This is a genomic window from Azoarcus sp. TTM-91 (assembly GCF_012911025.1).
Taxonomy (GTDB): Bacteria; Pseudomonadota; Gammaproteobacteria; order Burkholderiales; family Rhodocyclaceae; genus Azoarcus.
This window is the reverse complement of record NZ_WUEI01000003.1, coordinates 85,330-103,211: the sequence shown is the minus strand read 5'-3', so window position 1 is coordinate 103,211 and position 17,882 is coordinate 85,330. Positions and strand designations below refer to the sequence as shown.

The following is a 17,882-nucleotide window of genomic DNA, read 5'->3' as shown; positions in this document are numbered from 1 at the left end:
TTTTTCTTGCGGCCGGGTGCGGCTCAAACCGGTGCGCCCTGCTCCGCGCACCACCGCCGCCACATGCCGCGCCAGGCGGCCTGGAGATTGGCGGCAAAGCGCGGCGCATCGCACAGCGGCGAGGCCAACAGCGCCGCCCGCAGGTTCTGCCGCAACGCCGCCAGCTGCGCCTGATCGCTCGCCAAGCTGCGCGCCAGCCGCCGGTAGGACGCCTCATCGGCCGCGATCCACTCCGGATGACCAACCGCGCGCAGCAGCATCTCGCCTTGATGGGCGATCCAGCGGTCACCCTTGAGCGTGACATGGGGCACGCCCATCCACAGGCCCTCCACCGTCGTGGTACCGCCGGGGAAGGGAAAGGGATCCAGCATCACATGCACCCGCCGGTAGGCCTCCAGGTAAGCGTGCCGCGGCGCCGGCCCTTCCAGCAGCAACCGGCCGGCGCCCACGCCGCGGCGGGCAAAGCGTTCGACGATCGCCGCCCGCGCCGGCTCCTGCGCCAGGGCGCGCGCCTTCAGCAGCAGCTTCGCCTCCGGCATCTCCTTCAGCAGCTGGCTCCAGCAATCCAGTACCGCGTCGTTGAGCTTCGCCAGGTTGTTGAAGCAGCCGAAGGTCACCCCGCCCTGCGGCATCGCCGGCGCCACCTCCTCCCGCGGCGGGGTGAAGCACAGGGCGAAGTCCGGCAGGCGCCAGGGCTTTTCCACGTACAGCGGCTCCTCCGCCGGCGGCAGCACGTGCGCGTCGCACAGCAGGTAGTCGATCTGCGGATTGCCGGTGGAAGCGAAATAGCCCAGCCAGGCGTGCTGCACCGGCGCCGGCTTGCGGGCGAAGACGCCGGGCCGGCCATGGGCGGTATGACCAGCGAGATCGACCAGAATGTCTACACCGTCCTGCTCAACCCGGTTCGCCAAGGCCTCGTCGCTCAATCCCGCCGCTTCGACGACTTCGGCGAAGGCCGGCCGCAGCCGTGCCCAGACCGCGTCGTCGCAGCGCCGGGTGCGGTAGGCCAGCAGCCGGCATTCATTGCCGGCCAGCGCCGCCAGCACGCTTTCCAGGAAATAGCCGACCGGGTGGGCGCAGAAGTCGCCGGAAACCAGGCCTATGGTCAGCTGCCGCTCCGGCTCGGCGCCGCGCTGCCAGCGGGTGCGCGGCTGTATGCGTGCCTGCATCAATTCGCGGTAGCGCCGGGTTTCGGCGATCACCGTCTGTGGCGCCACCTGGGTGTAATTGAGCAGGAAGAGCAGATTGCCCTGCGCCTCCAGCGCATCCGCCGGGGACTGCGCTGCCGCCCGGAAGCACGCGGCCGCCGCGTCCAACTCGCCGTTGCGCATCAGCGCAATGCCCAGCCCGATGAGCAGTTTGGGCTGGCCCATGGGCAGGTCGGGCTGGCCCATGGGCAGGTCGGGCTGGCCCATAGGCAGGTCGGGCTGGCCGATGGGGTGGTCGAGCTGGCCCATCTGCGGTGCGGGCTGGCCCGACAGGGCCTGCAGCCCTTGCCGGTAGGCCTCGATCGCTTCGGCCAGCCGGCCCTGCTCCCGCAGCGCATTGCCGAGATTGACGCGGGCAGCCAGGTCTCCCGGGCTCAACGGCACCGCGAGGCGCGCATGTCCCTCCGCCTCCGCGTACTGTCCGGCCGCATGCAGGGCGGCGCTCAGGTTGATGTGGGCCTCCGCCAGCGCGGGCGCCAGTGCCACTGCCTGCCGGCCACTGCGTATTGCCTCCTCCAGCCGAGCCGCTTCGCGATAGCCATCGCACAGATTGGCGTGGGCGCCGGCATCGCCCGGCAGCAGGACGGCCGCTTTCTCCAGTTCCGCCAGCGCGGGGAGGCCGAGGCTCTGCAGGCCGACGCCCAGTATCTTCCAGGCGAAGCCGAAATCAGGATCACGCCGCAGCACCTGTCGGGCGTGCTCGACCAGCCCTTGCAGCCGCCCCGCCCGATAGAGATCGATCAAGGCCATGGCCGCCGCATCCCTGGTCGACGGGGAAGGCGCTGCCATACCGGATAGGGGCTGTTCTGCCATCGGTTTGCTCTCGAATCGCTGGAAACCGGATTCTAGCGGGGCACCCGGGCCGCCATGCCGGGCTCAAGCTTTCGGGGGGAAAAGCCGTTATCGCAAACAGAGCAGGAACTGGCGGCAAGGGCGGCAAAAATTTCCTAAAGCTTTTACCGGAACGTCCGTTAATGATTCCAACGGCACCGCAGATCAAAGTGCTCAGGCCGGGTTAACGGAAAGACCTCTCCTCAAGGAGCCTCAAAATGGCACAAACCATCAACACCAATATTCAGTCGCTGAATGCCCAGCGCAACCTGAATAACTCGTCGAACTCCTTGCAGACCTCTCTGCAACGGCTTTCCTCCGGCCTGCGTATCAACAGTGCCAAGGACGACGCCGCCGGCCTGGCGATCTCGGAACGCTTCACCTCTCAGATCCGCGGCCTGGATCAAGCGAACCGCAATGCGAACGACGGCATCTCCCTGTCGCAGACCGCGGAAGCCGCCCTGCAATCCTCCGGCGACATCCTGCAGCGTATCCGCGAACTGTCGGTGCAGTCCGCCAACGCCACCAACTCCGCTGGCGACCGCGCAGCGCTGAACTCCGAAGTCCAGCAGCTGACGCAGGAACTGCAACGCATCGCGACCACCACCGAATTCAACGGCCAGAAGCTGCTGGACGGCTCCTTCACCGCCGCCACCTTCCAGGTCGGCGCCAACGCCAACCAGACCATCACCGCCACCTCGGGCAACTTCCAGACCAACGCCTACGGCAACTACCGCGTCGGTGGCCTGACGGTGTCCGCCAAGACCCAGACCGGTGTGGGCGACCTGGTGCGCGGCTCCAACGCCGACGGCCAGCTGACCACCGCCACCACCGGCGCCAGCTCGGCGATCACCGGCGACACCATCACCATCTCCAGCAGCCTGGGCAGCAAGGACATCAGCTACTCCTCCGGCGCCAGCGCCGAAGAGATCGCGGCCAAGGTCAACCAGGCACAGGCGGGGGTGACGGCTTCTGCCAACACCACCTTCGTGCTGGGCGCGGGCGATGCGTCCTCCGGCGCCTTCACCCAGGGCCAGAGCTACACCTTCCTGCTGGCGACCGATACCACCGCCGGTGAGGACCCCTCGTCCTACACCACGGTCTCCTTCTCCATCGGCGGCTCCTCCACCGGTACCGCTGCGGCCAACGCCAGCCAGCTGGCTTCCGCCGTGCAGGCCTTCAACGACGTATCCGGCAAGACCGGCTTCGTCGCCAAGATCGTGGAAGCGGACGACGGCAGCTTCGGCCTGCAGATCACCAGCGAAGCCGGCAAGGATCTGCGGATCACCAACGCCTCGGTGGATAGCAGCGGTGCAGGCGTGGATGTGTCGCTCAACGACATCCGTGTCATCGATGGCGACACCGCCAATGACGGCAGCGCGGCGATTGCCGGCGGGACAATCGCCGGGGTGACCGACGCCTCCACCTGGAGCAGCAGCAGCGCGGCCTGGATCACCGGTCAGGTTGTCTTCGACTCCGACAGGTCCTTCTCGCTGAAGACCAACAATGCGGAACTCACCACGAGCTCAGGCACCTTCGGCGGCCAGCTCCAGTCGGTGGACAAGATGGACGTCTCCACCGTCGAAGCAGCGAACCGAACCTTGTCGATGGTCGACTCGGCGCTATCCGCGGTCAATGCCCAGCGCGCACGATACGGTGCTCTGCAATCCCGCTTCGAGAGCACCATCAGCAACCTGCAGGCGAGTTCCGAGAACCTGTCGGCCTCCCGTTCGCGGATCCGTGATGCGGACTTCGCGGCGGAAACCGCCAACCTCACTCGGGCACAGATCCTGCAACAGGCGGGTACCGCGATGCTGTCGCAAGCCAACGCCCTGCCGCAAAACGTCCTGAGTCTGCTCGGTTAATTCGGGTAAGATCGGCTAGTCGCGGCGCGGGGCTCCAAGAGCCGCCGCGCCGTTTCCCCATCAGGAGGCCAGGATGAACATTCAGTCCATACCCTCGGCATCGCCCACCCTGCCTCCGGCAGCCACGGCAACGGCAGCGGGCACGGCAAGCGGCAACACATCGCCCATACCGGCAAGTCCTGCCACCGGCCCGGCAGGAACTGCCATTGCTCAACCTGGCCTTGCCGCTACCCCTACGCCATCCGGTTCATCCGGACAGGAGAGCGGCTTCGACCCCGCCCAGACACCGGAAGCGCTGCAGCAGGCCCTGGCTGATTTCCAGGCAGCGCTGAAACCGGTGGCCAGCGGGCTCGACTTTTCGGTGGATGACGACTCAGGCCGCGTCATCGTGAAAATCGTGGACTCGGAAACCAACGAGGTCATCAAGCAGATTCCGTCCGAAGAGATGATGCGCATCTCCAAGGCGCTGGACAAACTGCAAGGCCTCCTGGTGAAACAGGAAGCGTGACAGGAGGAAGCGCACCATGGCAACGATCACTTCCAGCGGCATCGGCTCCGGCCTCGACATCGAATCCCTCGTCACCCAGTTGATGACGGCCGAGCGGACGGTCCCGGAGAAACTGATTACCGCCAAGGAAACCAGTGCCCAGACCAAGCTCTCGGCCTATGGTCAGATCACGTCAGCGCTGAACGCCTTCAAGTCCTCCATGGCGACGCTGAACAATGCGTCGCTCTTCACGTCGATGAAGACCACGGTCAGCGACAGCACCGTCATGACCGCTACTGCCTCCGGCACGCCGAAGGCAGGCTCCTATTCGGTTGAAGTGCTGCAGATGGCACAGGGCCAGCGGGTCGTCAGCAACGCGACCACCGCGCCCACCGTTGCCGCCGGCACGCTCACCTTCAACTTCGGCACCTACGAGACCACCGGTACCGGCGACGACGCCGTCACCACTTTCAACGGCACCTCTTCACAGACCATCACGCTGCCGGAAGGCAAAACCTCCCTCAGCGACCTGCGGGACGCAATCAACTCCGCCGGCATCGGCGTGACCGCGTCCATCGTGAACAACGGCAAGATCGACCAGCTCGTCATCGCCAGCACCGCCGAAGGCGCCACCAGCGGCTTCACCATGAGCGGCACCGACGGCCTTGCCGGTTTCAGCTACGACGCCTCCACCGGCGGCACCAGCACGCTCAGCACCCTGGATGCGGCTCAGGATGCCAAGCTGAAGGTGGGCGGCATCGAGATCAGCCGCACCAGCAACGTCATCGACGACGCCATCGAGGGTCTGACACTCAATCTCCTCGACAGCAAGCCCGGCACCACCCTGCGGGTGTCCGTCAGCAACGACCGCGAAGCCGCCAAGACCGCCATCAGCGACATGGTGACGAAGTACAACGAGGCGATGACGCTGCTGCAGAACCTCACCAGTTATACCCCGGCGGAAAGCGACGACGAAGAAGCGGTCTCCGGCACGCTGGTGGGCGACGGCACCACCCGCAACCTGATGCGGGCGCTGCGCTCCACCATGAGCGAGGGCATCTCCGGCCTCGGCAAGATCCTGGGCATGTCGCTGGACGACGACGGCAAGGCCTCGCTGGGCATCGCCATCGGCAGCGACGGCATGATCACCATGGACACCGGCAAGCTGGACACGGCCCTGGCCAACTCCAGCGCCGATCTCTCCAGCTTCCTCACCGGCACCAGCGGCTTCGCCTCGCGCATGCAGACGACGCTGAATGGCTACCTGGACAGCACAACCGGCGTGCTCACCGCACGGACGGCAAGCCTGGACTCCCAGATCGACGACCTCGCCGATCAGCGCACCAAGCTCGAAGCCCGCATGGAAGTGCTGGAAGCCCGCTACCGCGCGCAGTTCACCGCGATGGACTCCACGCTCTCCAGCTTGAACACCAGCAGCAGCTACATCACCCAGCTCATGAACAGCTTGTCCTCATCAAACTGAGGCAAGCGGCGTCAGGAGGAATCACATCATGTTCGGCTCATCCGCAAATCGCGCATCGGCCTACGCCCGTGTCGGCGTGGAGACCGGCGTCACCGCGGCAAATCCTCACAAGCTCGTCCTCATGCTGTTCGACGGTGCCCTGGCTTCCATCTCGGTTGCCGGGGCAGCCATGGAACGCAAGGACATCCCGGCCAAGGGCCAGGCCGTGTCGCGCGCCATCGAGATCATCGCCAATGGCCTGTCCGCCAGCCTGGACAAGGAAGCCGGCGGAGAGCTGGCCTTCCGCCTGGAGGCGCTCTACGAGTACATGACCGACCGCCTCCTGCATGCCAACCTGCGCAACGACGCCGCCGCGCTGGAGGAAGTCGCCGGCCTGCTTCGCCAACTGCGCGAAGCCTGGGAAGGCATTGGCGAGCAGGTGGGCGCCCAGCCCGCCTGATCGAGGACGAGAACGATGTCCGCCCTGCAACATTTCCAGGCCATGGCCGACTGCGCCACGCAAATGCGGGAAGCGGCGGTGGCTCACGACTGGGACAAGCTCACCGCGCTGGAAAAAGACCTCGCCGCCATGCGCGACACCGCACGGGCCAGCGTCGATCCGGCAAGGATCACCGACGCTGCCGAACGCGAAGCCATCGTCGGGCTGCTGCAGCAGATACTCGACGATGAAGCCACCATCCGCTCCCATGCCGATCCCTGGATGGAGAGCACCCGCAAATGGCTGGCCCAGGCCAATCGCGGGAAGGCGATGAAGAACGCATACAGCCGACTGGATTTCTAATGCGCCCCGCCGGGGGCAGGCGGTCTGAGGTCCGGAGCATGAAACAATCCACTCCCGCTTCGATCAACCTCATCTACCGCACCCGGAGCGTCTCGTGATTCCCCCAGATCTCGCTGCCCGCCTCCGGATGATCACCGAGGCGAGCTTCTTCAATGCAGACCAGCCGCTCCCCGGCGTCCAGCGCACCCGGGAGATCCCCGCCAGCCTGCCCGATCTGCTCCCGGGCCAGCGCATCTTCGCCACACTGCAACGTGTCCTGCCGGACGGCACCTTCCGCGCGCTGGTGGCCGGCCAGACGCTGACACTCTCCCTAAGTCAATCCGCCAGCCCAGGCGATACCCTGGAACTGGAGGTCACCCAGAATACCCCGCGCGCCGTCTACGCCCAGGTGGTAGGTCAGGAAAGCGCGGCGGCCAACAGCAACGCGTCCAGCCAGCCGGTGCTGAGCCAGACCGGCCGGCTGATCAGCTTCCTGCTCACCGGCCAGCCCACGCCCGAACCAGCAAAACTCGCCGCCAACCAGCCGCTGCTGAATGCCCCACCGCTTACCGGCGCGCCGCTGACTCCCGCCCTCAGACAAGCCCTGGTGCAGAGCGGCCTGTTCTATGAGTCGCACCAGTCCCAGCTGCTGAGTGGGAAGATGGACCTACAGACGCTCTCCAAGGAGCCGCAGGGGCAGGTCGCCAGTTCGCCGCTCCGTGCAACACCCGGGGCGGGCGGACAGGCTCCGGCCGCGGCAAGCGCAGGCACGGAAAAGAGTGCCCTGGAGCGGCTCGCCAGCGTCTTCAGCCAGGCAAGCCAGGAAGAAGTCGCGCCCGTTCGCACCAGTCCGGTGCCCGACCGCCTGTTGCCGGTCGTGCACCAGCAGTTGGATGCCCTGGCGACCAACCAGTACATCTTCCACGGCCAGCTTTGGCCAGGCCAACCGTTCGAGTGGATCATCGACGACCCGCGCGACGGTCAGGGCGACAGCAGCGACGAGGCCCTGCAGGAATGGAACACCACGCTGCGCGTCACCCTGCCCCGCCTTGGCGGCCTGGAGGCTCAGTTGCACCTCACCCCGGCCGGCGTCGCAGTACGCCTGCGCGCAGCGGAAAGCGGCGCGATCGACGCGCTGGAGCGCAACCGCCAATCGCTCGAAGACGCCCTCGCTGCGGTCGACGTACCCCTCACCGGCATGGTAGTGGAGCCCGGCGATGGCGTCTGAGGACGAACTGCCCACCGGCCGCGGCGAAGCGGTTGCCCTGACCTACGCCGCCGGCGATGCCGCGCCGCGCGTCATCGCCAAGGGCCGCGGACTGATCGCGCAGGAGATCATTGAACGTGCACGCGAAGCCGGCATCTATGTCCACGAGTCGCCGGAGCTCGTCTCGCTGCTGATGCAGGTGGATCTGGACGCGCACATTCCCGCCCAACTCTATGTTGCCGTGGCCGAACTGCTCGCCTGGCTCTACCGGGTGGAGCAAGGGGTGGATGCGGGCGCGCCGCCCAGCGCCCAAGCCGATGACAAAGACGCCAAGCAAGCCCGCCCTGAGGAGTGAAGCGATGCATGCCAGGCCGCCATGACGCCAGCTGGGAATCCACTTCCCCCGGCGCTCGTGTTATAACCTCCGGCTAGCCTTGCAGCAGCGCCACCAGATTCCAAGAGCATGCAAAACCAGAACGAACAGACACGCGTGGAACTATTGCAGTCAGACGACTACGCCAAGTACCTGCTCCATGGTCAGCGCGAAATTCAACAAGTCCTCCAAGGCTTGGTCGAAGGTCGCACCCTCGTTTCCGCTCATGTCGCGCCCGGCCAGCAGTCCTTTCTCACCGCCATCATCCAGGTGGAGGGCGATCACGTCGTCATCGATGCCAGCCCGGACGAACTCATCAATCAGAAGGTGGGCGTCGCCGAAAAACTGGTCTGCTCTGGTCAGTTGGACAAGATACGCGTCCAGTTTGCGCTGGAGTCGCCCTCGGCATTCACGCTGGACGGCCACCCCGGTTTCCGTGCGGCCTTGCCTACGGAAGTGCTGCGCCTGCAGCGGCGCGAGTTCTACCGGCTACAGACGCCGGTCACCCATACCATCAACTGCCTGATTCCCGTCGTCCAGGCCGATGGCAAGAAAAGCATCGTGGAGGCGCGGGTGGTGGACATCAGTGCCGGCGGAGTCGCGGTGGTGGTCCCCCCCGAGGGCATGCAGTTCTCCACCAACACGGAATTCACCGACTGCCAGCTGACGCTGCCAGGTGTCGGCTCCATTCCGGTTCGGCTCCGGATACGCAACCTCTTCCGGCTGACCAACCGCAACGGCATCGAGATGCTGCGGGCGGGCTGCGAGTTCATCGACCTGCCCGGCTCCGCGGACAACGCCATCCAGCGTTACATTTTCAAGGTTGAACGGGATCGGAGCGCCCGCGAACGCGGCACTGGCCTCTGAAGGCACCCTACAACACCGCGCCGGTAGCGAGAAGCACTGCTGTAAACAAAGAAGCCGCCCCGGAGGGCGGCTTCTTTGTTGTGCGCTGAGTATCACTCAGACCGGCATGTTCATCATGTCCTGGTAGGCGGTAACCAGGCGGTTGCGCACCTGCACCATCTGCTGGAAAGAGAGGCTGGCTTTCTGCAGGTTCACCATCACGTCCTGCAGGTTCACATTGGGATCGCCAGCGGAGAAATTCTGCGCCATCTCGCGCGCCTCGCTCTGGGCTGCGCTGACGTCCTTCAGCGCATTGTTCAGCACGTCGGCAAAATCTACGTCGCCCGTCGCTTCGGTGCCCTGGACTGGCTTGTTCTGAGCGGCCTGCGATACGGATCGCAGTTCGTTCAGCATTTGGTCAATTCCGCGGCTATCCATGTGTTACTCCCGACATCGGGTTCTCTCGGTTCTCAGTCTAGCAGAGCAACGCTCATGCCACCAAGCCGATGTCAAGGCCAAGTGTGCACGATGCCCGCGGGGGCAAAGGTTGCGTCCAGCCCAGCTTACTAGCAAAAGACGGGCCAGCGGCAATCCCTCACCATCAGCCGCCTCAGACGTCGTAGCCCTCATCCCTGTACTGCTGCAGCTTGTAGCGCAACGTACGCTCGGAAATCCCGAGCTTTTCAACCGCCTTCTTGCGCGAACCTCCCATCTCCCGCAGCGTTGCCAGGATGTGCTCTCGCTCCAGGTCCTTCATGTTCGCCGGCCGCGCGGCCGATGCCGGGGCGCTTGCTCCTGCCGGCTGGGCAGAAATTGCCGGCGGCACAATGCCGGGCGTGAAGCTTGCCGGCAAAGGCGGAGCAACCGGCTGCAGCGGGGCGCTTGCGGCAGGCGCTGCCTCTTCACCAGTCCAGTGCGGAAGGCACAGGCGGACGGTCTCGGCGCTCACGGTGTCTCCGGGGGTCAGGATCAACGCACGATGCATGGTGTTCTCCAGCTCCCGGACATTGCCCGGCCAGCCATACCGCGCCAGCATGGCCTCCGCCTCGGCCGAGAGCCTGACCAGGCGGCGGGCGCGTTCGGCGTGGCGGGTGAGGAAGTGGCGGGAGAGCGGCAGCACGTCGCCCGGCCGTTCTCTCAGCGCCGGGATGGCCAGCGGGAAGACGTTGAGGCGGTAGTACAAATCCTCGCGAAAACGACCAGCAGACACTTCGCGCGACATGTCGCGGTTGCTGGTTGCAAGGACGCGGATATCCAGGGGGATCGGCTTCTTGCCCCCCACCCGCTCCACCTCGCGCTCCTGCAGCACCCGCAACATCTTGGCCTGCAGCCCCAGCGGCATCTCGGAAATTTCGTCCAGCAGGATGGTGCCGTCCTGGGCCTGTTCGAACTTGCCTGGCTGGGCGGTCTGCGCGCCGGTGAAAGCGCCCTTCTCGTAGCCGAACAGGGTCGCCTCCAGCAGGTTCTCCGGAATAGCGGCGCAGTTGATGGCGATGAAAGGGCCGCTGCAGCGCGGCGAATGGTGGTGGATGTAGCGGGCGAAAACCTCCTTGCCGGTGCCGGATTCGCCGGTGAGCAGCACGGTGGCGTCGGTCTCCGCCACCCGCGTTGCCAGGGCCAGCAGGTTGCGGGTGTGGATGTCCTCCGCCACGGTATCGTCGGCCGAAGGCTGTACCGCCGCATAGCGGCGCACATTCTCCAGCAGCACTTCGGGCTCGAAGGGCTTCATCAGGAAGTCGCAGGCGCCGCCGCGCATGGCCGCCACCGCCTTGTCCACGTCGCCGTAGGCGGTCATCAGCAAGACCGGCAGTTGCGGCAGGCGGGCGCGGATCTCGCCCAGCAGTTGCAGGCCGTCCATCGGCTGCATGCGCAGATCGGAGATGACAAGGTTGAAGGCGTGCTCCTCCAGCACCGCCAGCGCCTGGGGGCCGCCCTCGACGCCGGTCACGCCGTGGCCGGCCATTTCCAGCGTGAGGCAGACGGCGTCGCGCAGCGCGGCGTCGTCCTCGACCACGAGGATGTTCAGTTGTTCGATCATGATGCTTCAGTCCCGCTGCTGATCGCCGTTTCCCCGCGCAGCAGGGGTAGGCTCAAGGTGAAGGTGGAACCCTGGCCGGGTACCGATTCGAGAACGATGTCGCCGCCATGGCCCCGCGCCACGCCGCGGGCGATGGCCAGGCCCAGGCCGGTGCCCTCGGCCCGGGTGGTGAAGAAGGGTTCGAACAGGCGTTCCTGCAGCTCCGGCGCAATGCCACGCCCGCTGTCGCGGACGATGAAGCGCACGCCGGCATGGACACCGCTTTCCGGCACGACTTCGCAGGACACGGTGCCACCGGCCTCGGTGGCCTGGATGGCGTTTTCCAGCAAATTGGTGAGGGCGCCGCCCAGCGCCTTGCGGTCGCCGTAGAGTTCGAGCTCGCCACAATCGCAGCGGCTGTGGAACTCCAGCTGGCGGGCGCGGGCCAGCGGCTCCAGCGTGTGGGTGAGCTCCGCCGCCAGATCGCAGACGCCGAAGTACTGCCGCCCCAAGCTGTCGCCACGGGCGAAGAGCAGCATGTCGCGGATCAGGCGTTCAAGGTAGCGCAGGCGCTCGATGGCACGGTCGGCCACCTTGGCGCGCTCCGCCGGCCCCAGCTCCGGCTGGCGCAGGTTGCCGGTGTAGAGCAGCGCCGCCGCCAGCGGCGTGCGCAGCTGATGGGCGAGGCCAGCAACCATCTCGCCCATCGCCGCCAGCCGCTCGTTACGCTCGGCGGTGAGGCGCATGCGGTGGGTTTCGGTGACGTCGTGAATCAGCAGGATGCGCTCGTCGCCCGACTCCAGCGCGGTTTCGGAGACAGCGAGGCGGCGCGCACCGTCGGCCAGCTCCAGAGTCATCTCACCCGGCGTCTCGGTCGCCTGCAGGTCCTGGGAGGCCTCGCGCCACACCCGGCCCGCCAGACCGGTGCCGAACAGCGTTTCCGCGGCGCGGTTCACCTGCACCGCCACACCCGCGCGATCCAACACCACCACGCCCGCGGGCAACGCACCCATCAATACGGTAAGCCGCTCCGTCAGCTGGACGACCTGACCCTGCAAAGCGTTATAGGCGGTGGAAAGCTCCTCCGACGCCCGGCTGAACAGGGCAAAGGCTTCTGCCAGCTGGGCCGCATCCATGGGCGGCGCCGCCGGCGTGGAATCACCACCACTCGCGGGCGTCAAAGGGGACATTGCAGTCGCTCCGTTTTCACAGCCGGCACTCTAGCCGGCGGCCGGTCCATGTTAACCGGCAAAGAGGCGGCAAAAAATGCCGCTTTTTCCCCATTCGGGCTTGCGCGGGCTGGAAGAGAATGCCGCAATCCGTAAAAGGGGATGTACCGGGAAATCCACCATGGCCACTGCAGAGAACGTCGCCGAAGGCCTGCCGGCCGCCGATGCGCCACCCGCCTCCGGGCCGCCCTCGCGTTTCCAGCAAACGCTGCAGAACATCAATGGGCTGAGCCAGCGGCAGAAAATTGCCGCCGGCGCGGCGATCGCGCTCGCCATCGCGCTGGTGGTGGGCGTGCTGCTGTGGAACCGGGAACCGGCCTACGCAGTGCTGTTCTCCAACCTGGACGACCGCGACGGCGGCACCATCATCAATACCCTGCAGCAGCAGAACGTGCCCTATCGCATGTCCGGCGATGGCCGCGCCATCCTGGTTCCGCAGGAGCAGGTGCACCAGATCCGGCTGCGCCTGGCAGCGGAAGGCCTGCCCAAGGGCGGGCTGGTTGGTTTCGAGCTGCTGGAAACGCAGAAGCTGGGCGTCTCCCAATTCCATGAGCAGGTGAACTACCAGCGTGCCCTGGAGGGCGAACTGGCCCGCACCATCCAGGCCATCGCCACCGTGTCCAGCGCGCGGGTACACCTGGCGATGCCGAAGCAGACCGCCTTCCTGCGCGATGACCAGAAGCCCACCGCCTCGGTGATGGTGAACATGCGCCCCGGCCGCTTCCTCGACCCCAACCAGGTCGCCGGCATCGTGCATCTGGTGTCCTCCTCGGTACCGCGCATGAGCGCGGATGGGGTGAACATCGTCAACCAGGACGGCGAACTGCTCACCAACAAGCCCGATCCGCTGCGCCAGGCCGGGCTGGACCCGACCCAGCTGCAATATGTGAAGGAAATCGAGAGCGGGCTGATCCGCCGCATCGAGACCATCCTCACGCCGATGTTCGGCAAGGACAATTTCCGCGCCCAGGTGGCGGCGGACGTGGACTTCAACCAGGTCGAGCAGACCGCCGAGACCTACAAGCCCAACCCGGCGCCCGACCAGGCCATCCGCAGCCAGCAGACCACCGAGGAGTACAAGCGCGACCGTACCCCGCAAGGAGTGCCCGGCGCGCTGACCAACCAGCCACCGGTGCCTGCCACCGCGCCCATCACCAACCCGCAGGTGCCACCCAACCAGGCCGGCACCACCCAGCAGGGCGACAGCAGCCGCAGCGCGGTACTGAACTATGAGCTGGACCGCACCATCCAGCATGTGAAGCAGTCGCTTGGCCAGATCAAGCGCCTGTCGGTGGCGGTGGTGGTCAACCAGCGCCCCGGCCCGGGCCAGGAAGGCCAGCCGCAGACCATCCCGCTGTCGGACGAGGAAATCGCCCGCATCACCAACCTCGTGCGAGAGGCGGTGGGCTACAACCAGAACCGTGGCGACACCATCAACGTGGCCAGCAGCCCCTTCACCGCGAGCGACGCCGAGCCGTCCCTGCCGCTGTGGAAGGACCCGGACGTGCTCGAACTGGCGAAGGAGGCCTGGAAGTACATCCTCATCCTGCTGGTGCTGGCCTTTGTGTATTTCGCCATCCTGCGTCCGCTGATGCGCACCGTGATGCCGCCGCCGCCCTCACCGGAAGGCGAAGGCGGCCCCAGCGGCGAGGGCGGGCTGGGCTTCGGCGACGAGGACGAAGATGCCGAAGTCGAGCTTTCCCCCGAAGCGCTGGCAGGCCAGACTTACGAGAACAGGCTGGAGCGCGCCCGGGAGCTGGCACGCCAGGATCCCAAGCTGGTCGCCGGCCTGATCCGGGAATGGATGGGCCTGAATGAGGAGGGACGCAAATGACGCCGGAAGAAGGCCTGGAAAAGAGCGCCCTGCTGCTGCTCACGCTGGGCGCGGATGAAGCGTCCGAGGTTCTCAAGCATCTCGGCCCGCGCGAAGTGCAGAAGCTGGGCATGCAAATGGCCACCATGGCGCCGCAGCCGCGGGCCAAGGTGGAGGCGCTGCTGGACGAGCTCGAAGCCCACTTCTCCAAGGGTGCGCTGGTGCATGCGGACGAAGAACAGATCCGCCTGATGCTGACCAAGGCGCTGGGCGACGAGCGCGCCGCCCACCTCATCTCCCGCGTGCTGCAGGGCTCGGACACCGCCGGCATCGAGAGCCTGAAGTGGATGGACGCCCCGACCGCGGCCGACCTCATCAAGAACGAGCACCCGCAGATCATCGCCACCATCCTGGTGCACCTGGAGGTGGACCAGGCAGGCGACATCCTCAAGCACTTCCCCGACCGCCTGCGCAACGATGTGGTACTGCGCATCGCCACGCTGGACGGCGTGCAGCCGGCCGCGCTGAAGGAGCTGAACGACTCCCTCACCCGCATGCTGGCCGGCGCCTCCACCGTCAAGAAGGCGGCCATGGGCGGCGTGCGCCATGCGGCGGAAATCCTCAACTTCGTCGGCTCGGCGGCGGAAACGGCGGTCATCGACAACGTGCGCGAATACGACCCCGACCTGGCGCAGAAGATACTGGACGAGATGTTCGTGTTCGAGAACCTGATGGACATCGACGACCGCGGCATCCAGACCATCCTGCGCGAAGTGCAGTCCGACTCGCTCATCGTCGCCCTCAAGGGCGCTTCGCCGGACCTGCGGGAGAAAGTCTTCAAGAACATGTCCAGCCGCGCCGCCGAAATGCTGCGCGAGGACCTGGAGGCCAAGGGCCCGGTGCGCCTGTCCGAGGTGGAAGCCGAGCAGAAGGAAATCCTCAAGATCGTGCGCCGCCTGGCGGAGGAAGGGCAGGTGATGATGGCCGGCAAGGGCGGGGACGATGGCTTCGTCTGATAGGAGCGGCCGGTGAGCATCACCCGCAACCAGGCCTCCGGCGCCTATCGGCGCTGGCAGCCGCCCTCCTTCGACGGCCGCGAGGAAGCACCCGCACCGGAGGCGCCGTCGCAGGACGCACCTCCCGCCGAAGACCTCGCCGCGCCGCCGCGGCCGCTTGCCGCAGCCGAGCCCGAAGCCGAAATCCCTCCGCCCTACCCCGGCGTGCAGCTGCCCACGGTGGAGGACATCGAGCGCATGCACGAGCAAGCGCGCGAAGAAGGACGCAAGGAAGGCCATGCCGAGGGCTATGCCGCCGGCCACAAGGAAGGCGAGATTGCCGGCCGCGAGCAAGGCCACGCCGCCGGCTATCAGGACGGCAAGGCCCAGATCGAGGCAGAAGCCCGGCGGTTCAGCGAATTGGCGGACAACCTGGATCAGGCGCTGGCGAAGATAGACGAGGAAGTCGCCGAGGAACTGCTCGGGCTGGCAATCGCCATTGCCCGCCAGATGGTGCAGCACACGCTCGCCACCCATCCAGAAGCGGTCGCCGAAACCGTGCGTGCCGCGCTCATGCAATTGCCGCAGGGGCATGCCCACATCCGCCTGCATCCGGACGACCTTCAGCTGGTGCAGGAACACCTGGCCGAGCAGCTGGCCCACGGCGGCCATCGCCTGGCCGAAGACGAAAGCCTGACCCGCGGCGGCTGCCGGGTGGAATCGCCCGGCGCCCAGGTGGACGCCACCATGGAAACCCGCTGGCGCCGCGTACTGGAGCAACTCGGCCGCGAAGATGCCACCTGGGAGCCGGACCGGTGACCGAAAAACACGGTGAAACCTGGCGCGCCTTCCTGCAGGACGGCCGGCAACTGGTCGAAAGCGCCAGCCCCTTCCAGTACGCAGGCCGCCTCACCCGCATCAACGGCCTGGTCATGGAAGCCGCCGGCCTCAAGCTGCCGCTGGGCTCCGGCTGCCGCATCCTGGTGCCGGGCGGCGGCGCGGTGGAGGCGGAGGTGGTGGGCTTCAACGGCGAAAAGCTCTACATGATGCCGACCGACGACGTCTTCGGCCTCGCCCCCGGCGCCCAGGTGCTGCCGCTGGAAGCCGGGCACCCCAAGCTGACCGCGGGCAAGCGCGTAGGCCCCCGCCGCCGCGCCGCCGACCGTGCCAAGCACCTGCCGGTGGGCGAAGCCCTGCTCGGCCGGGTGGTGGATGGCGCCGGCCGGCCGCTGGATTCCCTCGGCCCCCTGGTCACCCAGGAGAGCCGCTCGCTGCAGGGGCGCTCCTACAACCCGCTCAACCGCGCAGCCATCACCCAGCCGCTGGACGTCGGCATACGTGCCATCAACAGCCTGCTCACCGTCGGCCGCGGCCAGCGTATCGGCCTCTTCGCCGGCTCCGGCGTCGGCAAGTCGGTGCTGCTGGGCATGATGGCGCGCTTCACTATGGCGGACATCATCGTCGTCGGCCTGATCGGCGAGCGGGGCCGAGAGGTGAAGGAATTCATCGAGCACAACCTGGGCGCCGACGGCCTCGCCCGCTCGGTGGTGGTCGCCGCACCGGCCGACACCAGCCCGCTGATGCGCATGCAAGGCGCCGCCTACGCCACCACCGTCGCCGAGTACTTCCGCGACCAGGGCAAGCAGGTGCTGCTGATCATGGATTCCCTCACCCGCTACGCCATGGCCCAGCGCGAGATCGCCCTCGCCATCGGCGAGCCGCCGGTCACCCGCGGCTATCCGCCCTCGGTGTTCGCCCGCCTGCCCGCGCTGGTGGAACGCGCCGGTAACGGCCCGGAGGGCGGCGGCTCCATCACCGCCTTCTACACCGTACTCGCCGAAGGCGACGACCAGCAGGACCCGATCGCTGACTCCGCCCGCGCCATTCTCGATGGCCACTTCGTGCTCTCGCGCAGCCTGGCGGACCAAGGCCACTACCCGGCGATCGACATCGAGCAATCCATCTCCCGCGCCATGCACAACCTGGTGGACGACGCCCACTTCGAGCTCGTGCGCCGCTTCAAGCAGTTCTTCTCCCGCTACCAGCGCTCCCGCGACCTGATCGCGGTCGGCGCCTACCAGGCCGGCGCCGATCCCATGCTGGACCTCGCAGTCGCCCTTTACCCCCGGCTGGAGGGCTTCCTGCAGCAGCGCATCAACGAACGCGAAGGCTACGAGAGCGCCATCGCCAAGCTGGGCGGGCTGTTCCCGACCAAGCCCTGAACGCCCGCCGGAGAACCAGACCGGCGACGGACGGACTATTTGTCACCACCCGACGCGCGTAGCATCTTTTCATTCCCGCACGAAGAAATAAGCCATGAACGGGAAATTCCCCCTACAGCCTCTGCTCGATCTCGCTCAGAACCGGATGGACGATGCTGCGCGGCGGCTAGGCGAGTTGATCGCCTCGGAGCGAGACAGCCAGCAGAAGCTCGACATGCTGCAGAACTACCGCAACGAGTACCACGCGCGCTTCATGCAGGCCGCGCGCGAGGGCATCGGGCCGGACGCCTGGCGCAACTTCAGCACTTTCCTCGGCCGCATCGACGAAGCCATTGCCAGCCAGGCCAGGCTGCTCGAGCAATCCCGCCACCAGACCGCCCAGGGTCAGCAGGCCTGGCTTGCCCAGCGCAACAAGGTGAAGGCCTTCGACACCCTATCCCAGCGCCATCAGGCCGGCGTGCTGCGCAGCGAGAACCGGCGCGAGCAGAAGATGACCGACGAGCACGCCGCCAAGCGGCGCGACCAGGAAGAAGAATGAGTTGAAGT

Annotated in this window: 17 protein-coding genes; 13 read left to right on the top strand and 4 right to left on the bottom strand. The window is 66.6% G+C overall.

Annotation, left to right across the window (positions count from 1 at the left end; genetic code table 11):
• Positions 1-23: 23 nt before the first annotated feature.
• Positions 24-1,958 carry a glycosyltransferase family 41 protein gene (locus GRF61_RS01900; protein ID WP_169149040.1) on the bottom strand — a complete coding sequence of 645 codons (1,935 nt, stop codon included), beginning with the start codon at positions 1,956-1,958 and terminating at the stop codon, positions 24-26.
• A 299-nt stretch (positions 1,959-2,257) separates the two neighbouring features.
• On the opposite strand from GRF61_RS01900, the gene GRF61_RS01895 reads away from it, so the two are divergent.
• The 8 genes from GRF61_RS01895 (at position 2,258) to GRF61_RS01860 (ending at position 9,081) form a co-directional block, all read left to right on the top strand.
• The gene (locus tag GRF61_RS01895; protein ID WP_169149039.1) at positions 2,258-3,904 is read left to right on the top strand and encodes a flagellin; all 1,647 of its coding nucleotides are present in this window, start codon (positions 2,258-2,260) and stop codon (positions 3,902-3,904) included.
• A 73-nt stretch (positions 3,905-3,977) separates the two neighbouring features.
• A complete protein-coding gene (locus GRF61_RS01890; RefSeq protein ID WP_169149038.1) occupies positions 3,978-4,412 on the top strand; it encodes a flagellar protein FlaG in 435 nt (144 codons plus the stop codon).
• Between the two features lie 16 nt (positions 4,413-4,428).
• Positions 4,429-5,874 (top strand): flagellar filament capping protein FliD, encoded by a 1,446-nt coding sequence (gene fliD, locus GRF61_RS01885; RefSeq protein WP_169149037.1) that lies wholly within the window; start codon positions 4,429-4,431, stop codon positions 5,872-5,874.
• Between the two features lie 28 nt (positions 5,875-5,902).
• Positions 5,903-6,313, top strand: a complete 411-nt coding sequence (fliS, locus tag GRF61_RS01880; RefSeq protein ID WP_169149036.1) for a flagellar export chaperone FliS — start codon at positions 5,903-5,905, stop codon at positions 6,311-6,313.
• Positions 6,314-6,328: 15 nt separating this feature from the next.
• Positions 6,329-6,655 carry a flagellar protein FliT gene (locus GRF61_RS01875; protein ID WP_169149035.1) on the top strand — a complete coding sequence of 109 codons (327 nt, stop codon included), beginning with the start codon at positions 6,329-6,331 and terminating at the stop codon, positions 6,653-6,655.
• A gap of 94 nt (positions 6,656-6,749) precedes the next feature.
• Complete coding sequence (locus GRF61_RS01870; RefSeq protein ID WP_169149034.1) at positions 6,750-7,862, top strand: flagellar hook-length control protein FliK; 1,113 nt, start codon at positions 6,750-6,752, stop codon at positions 7,860-7,862.
• Positions 7,852-8,196 carry an EscU/YscU/HrcU family type III secretion system export apparatus switch protein gene (locus GRF61_RS01865; RefSeq protein WP_169149033.1) on the top strand — a complete coding sequence of 115 codons (345 nt, stop codon included), beginning with the start codon at positions 7,852-7,854 and terminating at the stop codon, positions 8,194-8,196. Before GRF61_RS01870 ends, GRF61_RS01865 begins: the two co-directional genes overlap by 11 nt.
• A 135-nt stretch (positions 8,197-8,331) precedes the next feature.
• Positions 8,332-9,081 carry a flagellar regulator YcgR PilZN domain-containing protein gene (locus GRF61_RS01860; protein ID WP_348982330.1) on the top strand — a complete coding sequence of 250 codons (750 nt, stop codon included), beginning with the start codon at positions 8,332-8,334 and terminating at the stop codon, positions 9,079-9,081.
• A gap of 96 nt (positions 9,082-9,177) precedes the next feature.
• Here GRF61_RS01860 and fliE read toward each other — a convergent pair whose 3' ends face one another.
• The 3 genes from fliE to GRF61_RS01845 all read right to left on the bottom strand — a co-directional run bounded on the left by fliE (position 9,178) and on the right by GRF61_RS01845 (position 12,213).
• Positions 9,178-9,498 (bottom strand): flagellar hook-basal body complex protein FliE, encoded by a 321-nt coding sequence (fliE, locus tag GRF61_RS01855; RefSeq protein ID WP_169149031.1) that lies wholly within the window; start codon positions 9,496-9,498, stop codon positions 9,178-9,180.
• Between the two features lie 172 nt (positions 9,499-9,670).
• On the bottom strand, positions 9,671-11,098 hold the full coding sequence (locus tag GRF61_RS01850) for a sigma-54 dependent transcriptional regulator (RefSeq protein WP_169149030.1): 1,428 nt from the start codon (positions 11,096-11,098) through the stop codon (positions 9,671-9,673).
• Entirely contained in the window at positions 11,095-12,213 is a 1,119-nt protein-coding gene (locus tag GRF61_RS01845; RefSeq protein ID WP_248281065.1) for an ATP-binding protein, read from the bottom strand. The genes GRF61_RS01850 and GRF61_RS01845 overlap by 4 nt, the downstream gene beginning before the upstream one ends.
• A 214-nt stretch (positions 12,214-12,427) precedes the next feature.
• Here GRF61_RS01845 and fliF point away from each other — a divergent pair, with 214 nt between their 5' ends.
• The 5 genes from fliF to fliJ all read left to right on the top strand — a co-directional run bounded on the left by fliF (position 12,428) and on the right by fliJ (position 17,874).
• Positions 12,428-14,140: a flagellar basal-body MS-ring/collar protein FliF gene (fliF, locus tag GRF61_RS01840; RefSeq protein WP_169149028.1), complete on the top strand. Its 1,713-nt coding sequence runs from the start codon at positions 12,428-12,430 to the stop codon at positions 14,138-14,140.
• Positions 14,137-15,135, top strand: a complete 999-nt coding sequence (gene fliG, locus GRF61_RS01835) for a flagellar motor switch protein FliG (protein ID WP_169149027.1) — start codon at positions 14,137-14,139, stop codon at positions 15,133-15,135. The genes fliF and fliG overlap by 4 nt, the downstream gene beginning before the upstream one ends.
• Positions 15,136-15,147: 12 nt before the next feature.
• Positions 15,148-15,933 carry a flagellar assembly protein FliH gene (gene fliH / locus GRF61_RS01830; protein WP_169149026.1) on the top strand — a complete coding sequence of 262 codons (786 nt, stop codon included), beginning with the start codon at positions 15,148-15,150 and terminating at the stop codon, positions 15,931-15,933.
• The gene (gene fliI / locus GRF61_RS01825) at positions 15,930-17,336 is read left to right on the top strand and encodes a flagellar protein export ATPase FliI (protein ID WP_169149025.1); all 1,407 of its coding nucleotides are present in this window, start codon (positions 15,930-15,932) and stop codon (positions 17,334-17,336) included. Before fliH ends, fliI begins: the two co-directional genes overlap by 4 nt.
• A gap of 94 nt (positions 17,337-17,430) precedes the next feature.
• Positions 17,431-17,874: a flagellar export protein FliJ gene (gene fliJ / locus GRF61_RS01820; protein ID WP_169149024.1), complete on the top strand. Its 444-nt coding sequence runs from the start codon at positions 17,431-17,433 to the stop codon at positions 17,872-17,874.
• Positions 17,875-17,882: the final 8 nt, after the last annotated feature.

Coding starts and splice junctions, on each gene's coding strand:
- GRF61_RS01875 (WP_169149035.1), top strand. CDS start 6,329: ATGTCCGCCCTGCAACATTTCCAGGCCATGGCCGACTGCGCCACGCAA.
- fliD (WP_169149037.1), top strand. CDS start 4,429: ATGGCAACGATCACTTCCAGCGGCATCGGCTCCGGCCTCGACATCGAA.
- GRF61_RS01890 (WP_169149038.1), top strand. CDS start 3,978: ATGAACATTCAGTCCATACCCTCGGCATCGCCCACCCTGCCTCCGGCA.
- GRF61_RS01900 (WP_169149040.1), bottom strand. CDS start 1,958: ATGGCCTTGATCGATCTCTATCGGGCGGGGCGGCTGCAAGGGCTGGTC.
- fliG (WP_169149027.1), top strand. CDS start 14,137: ATGACGCCGGAAGAAGGCCTGGAAAAGAGCGCCCTGCTGCTGCTCACG.
- fliE (WP_169149031.1), bottom strand. CDS start 9,498: ATGGATAGCCGCGGAATTGACCAAATGCTGAACGAACTGCGATCCGTA.
- GRF61_RS01850 (WP_169149030.1), bottom strand. CDS start 11,098: ATGATCGAACAACTGAACATCCTCGTGGTCGAGGACGACGCCGCGCTG.
- GRF61_RS01865 (WP_169149033.1), top strand. CDS start 7,852: ATGGCGTCTGAGGACGAACTGCCCACCGGCCGCGGCGAAGCGGTTGCC.
- fliF (WP_169149028.1), top strand. CDS start 12,428: ATGGCCACTGCAGAGAACGTCGCCGAAGGCCTGCCGGCCGCCGATGCG.
- fliS (WP_169149036.1), top strand. CDS start 5,903: ATGTTCGGCTCATCCGCAAATCGCGCATCGGCCTACGCCCGTGTCGGC.
- GRF61_RS01845 (WP_248281065.1), bottom strand. CDS start 12,213: ATGGATGCGGCCCAGCTGGCAGAAGCCTTTGCCCTGTTCAGCCGGGCG.
- GRF61_RS01895 (WP_169149039.1), top strand. CDS start 2,258: ATGGCACAAACCATCAACACCAATATTCAGTCGCTGAATGCCCAGCGC.
- fliJ (WP_169149024.1), top strand. CDS start 17,431: ATGAACGGGAAATTCCCCCTACAGCCTCTGCTCGATCTCGCTCAGAAC.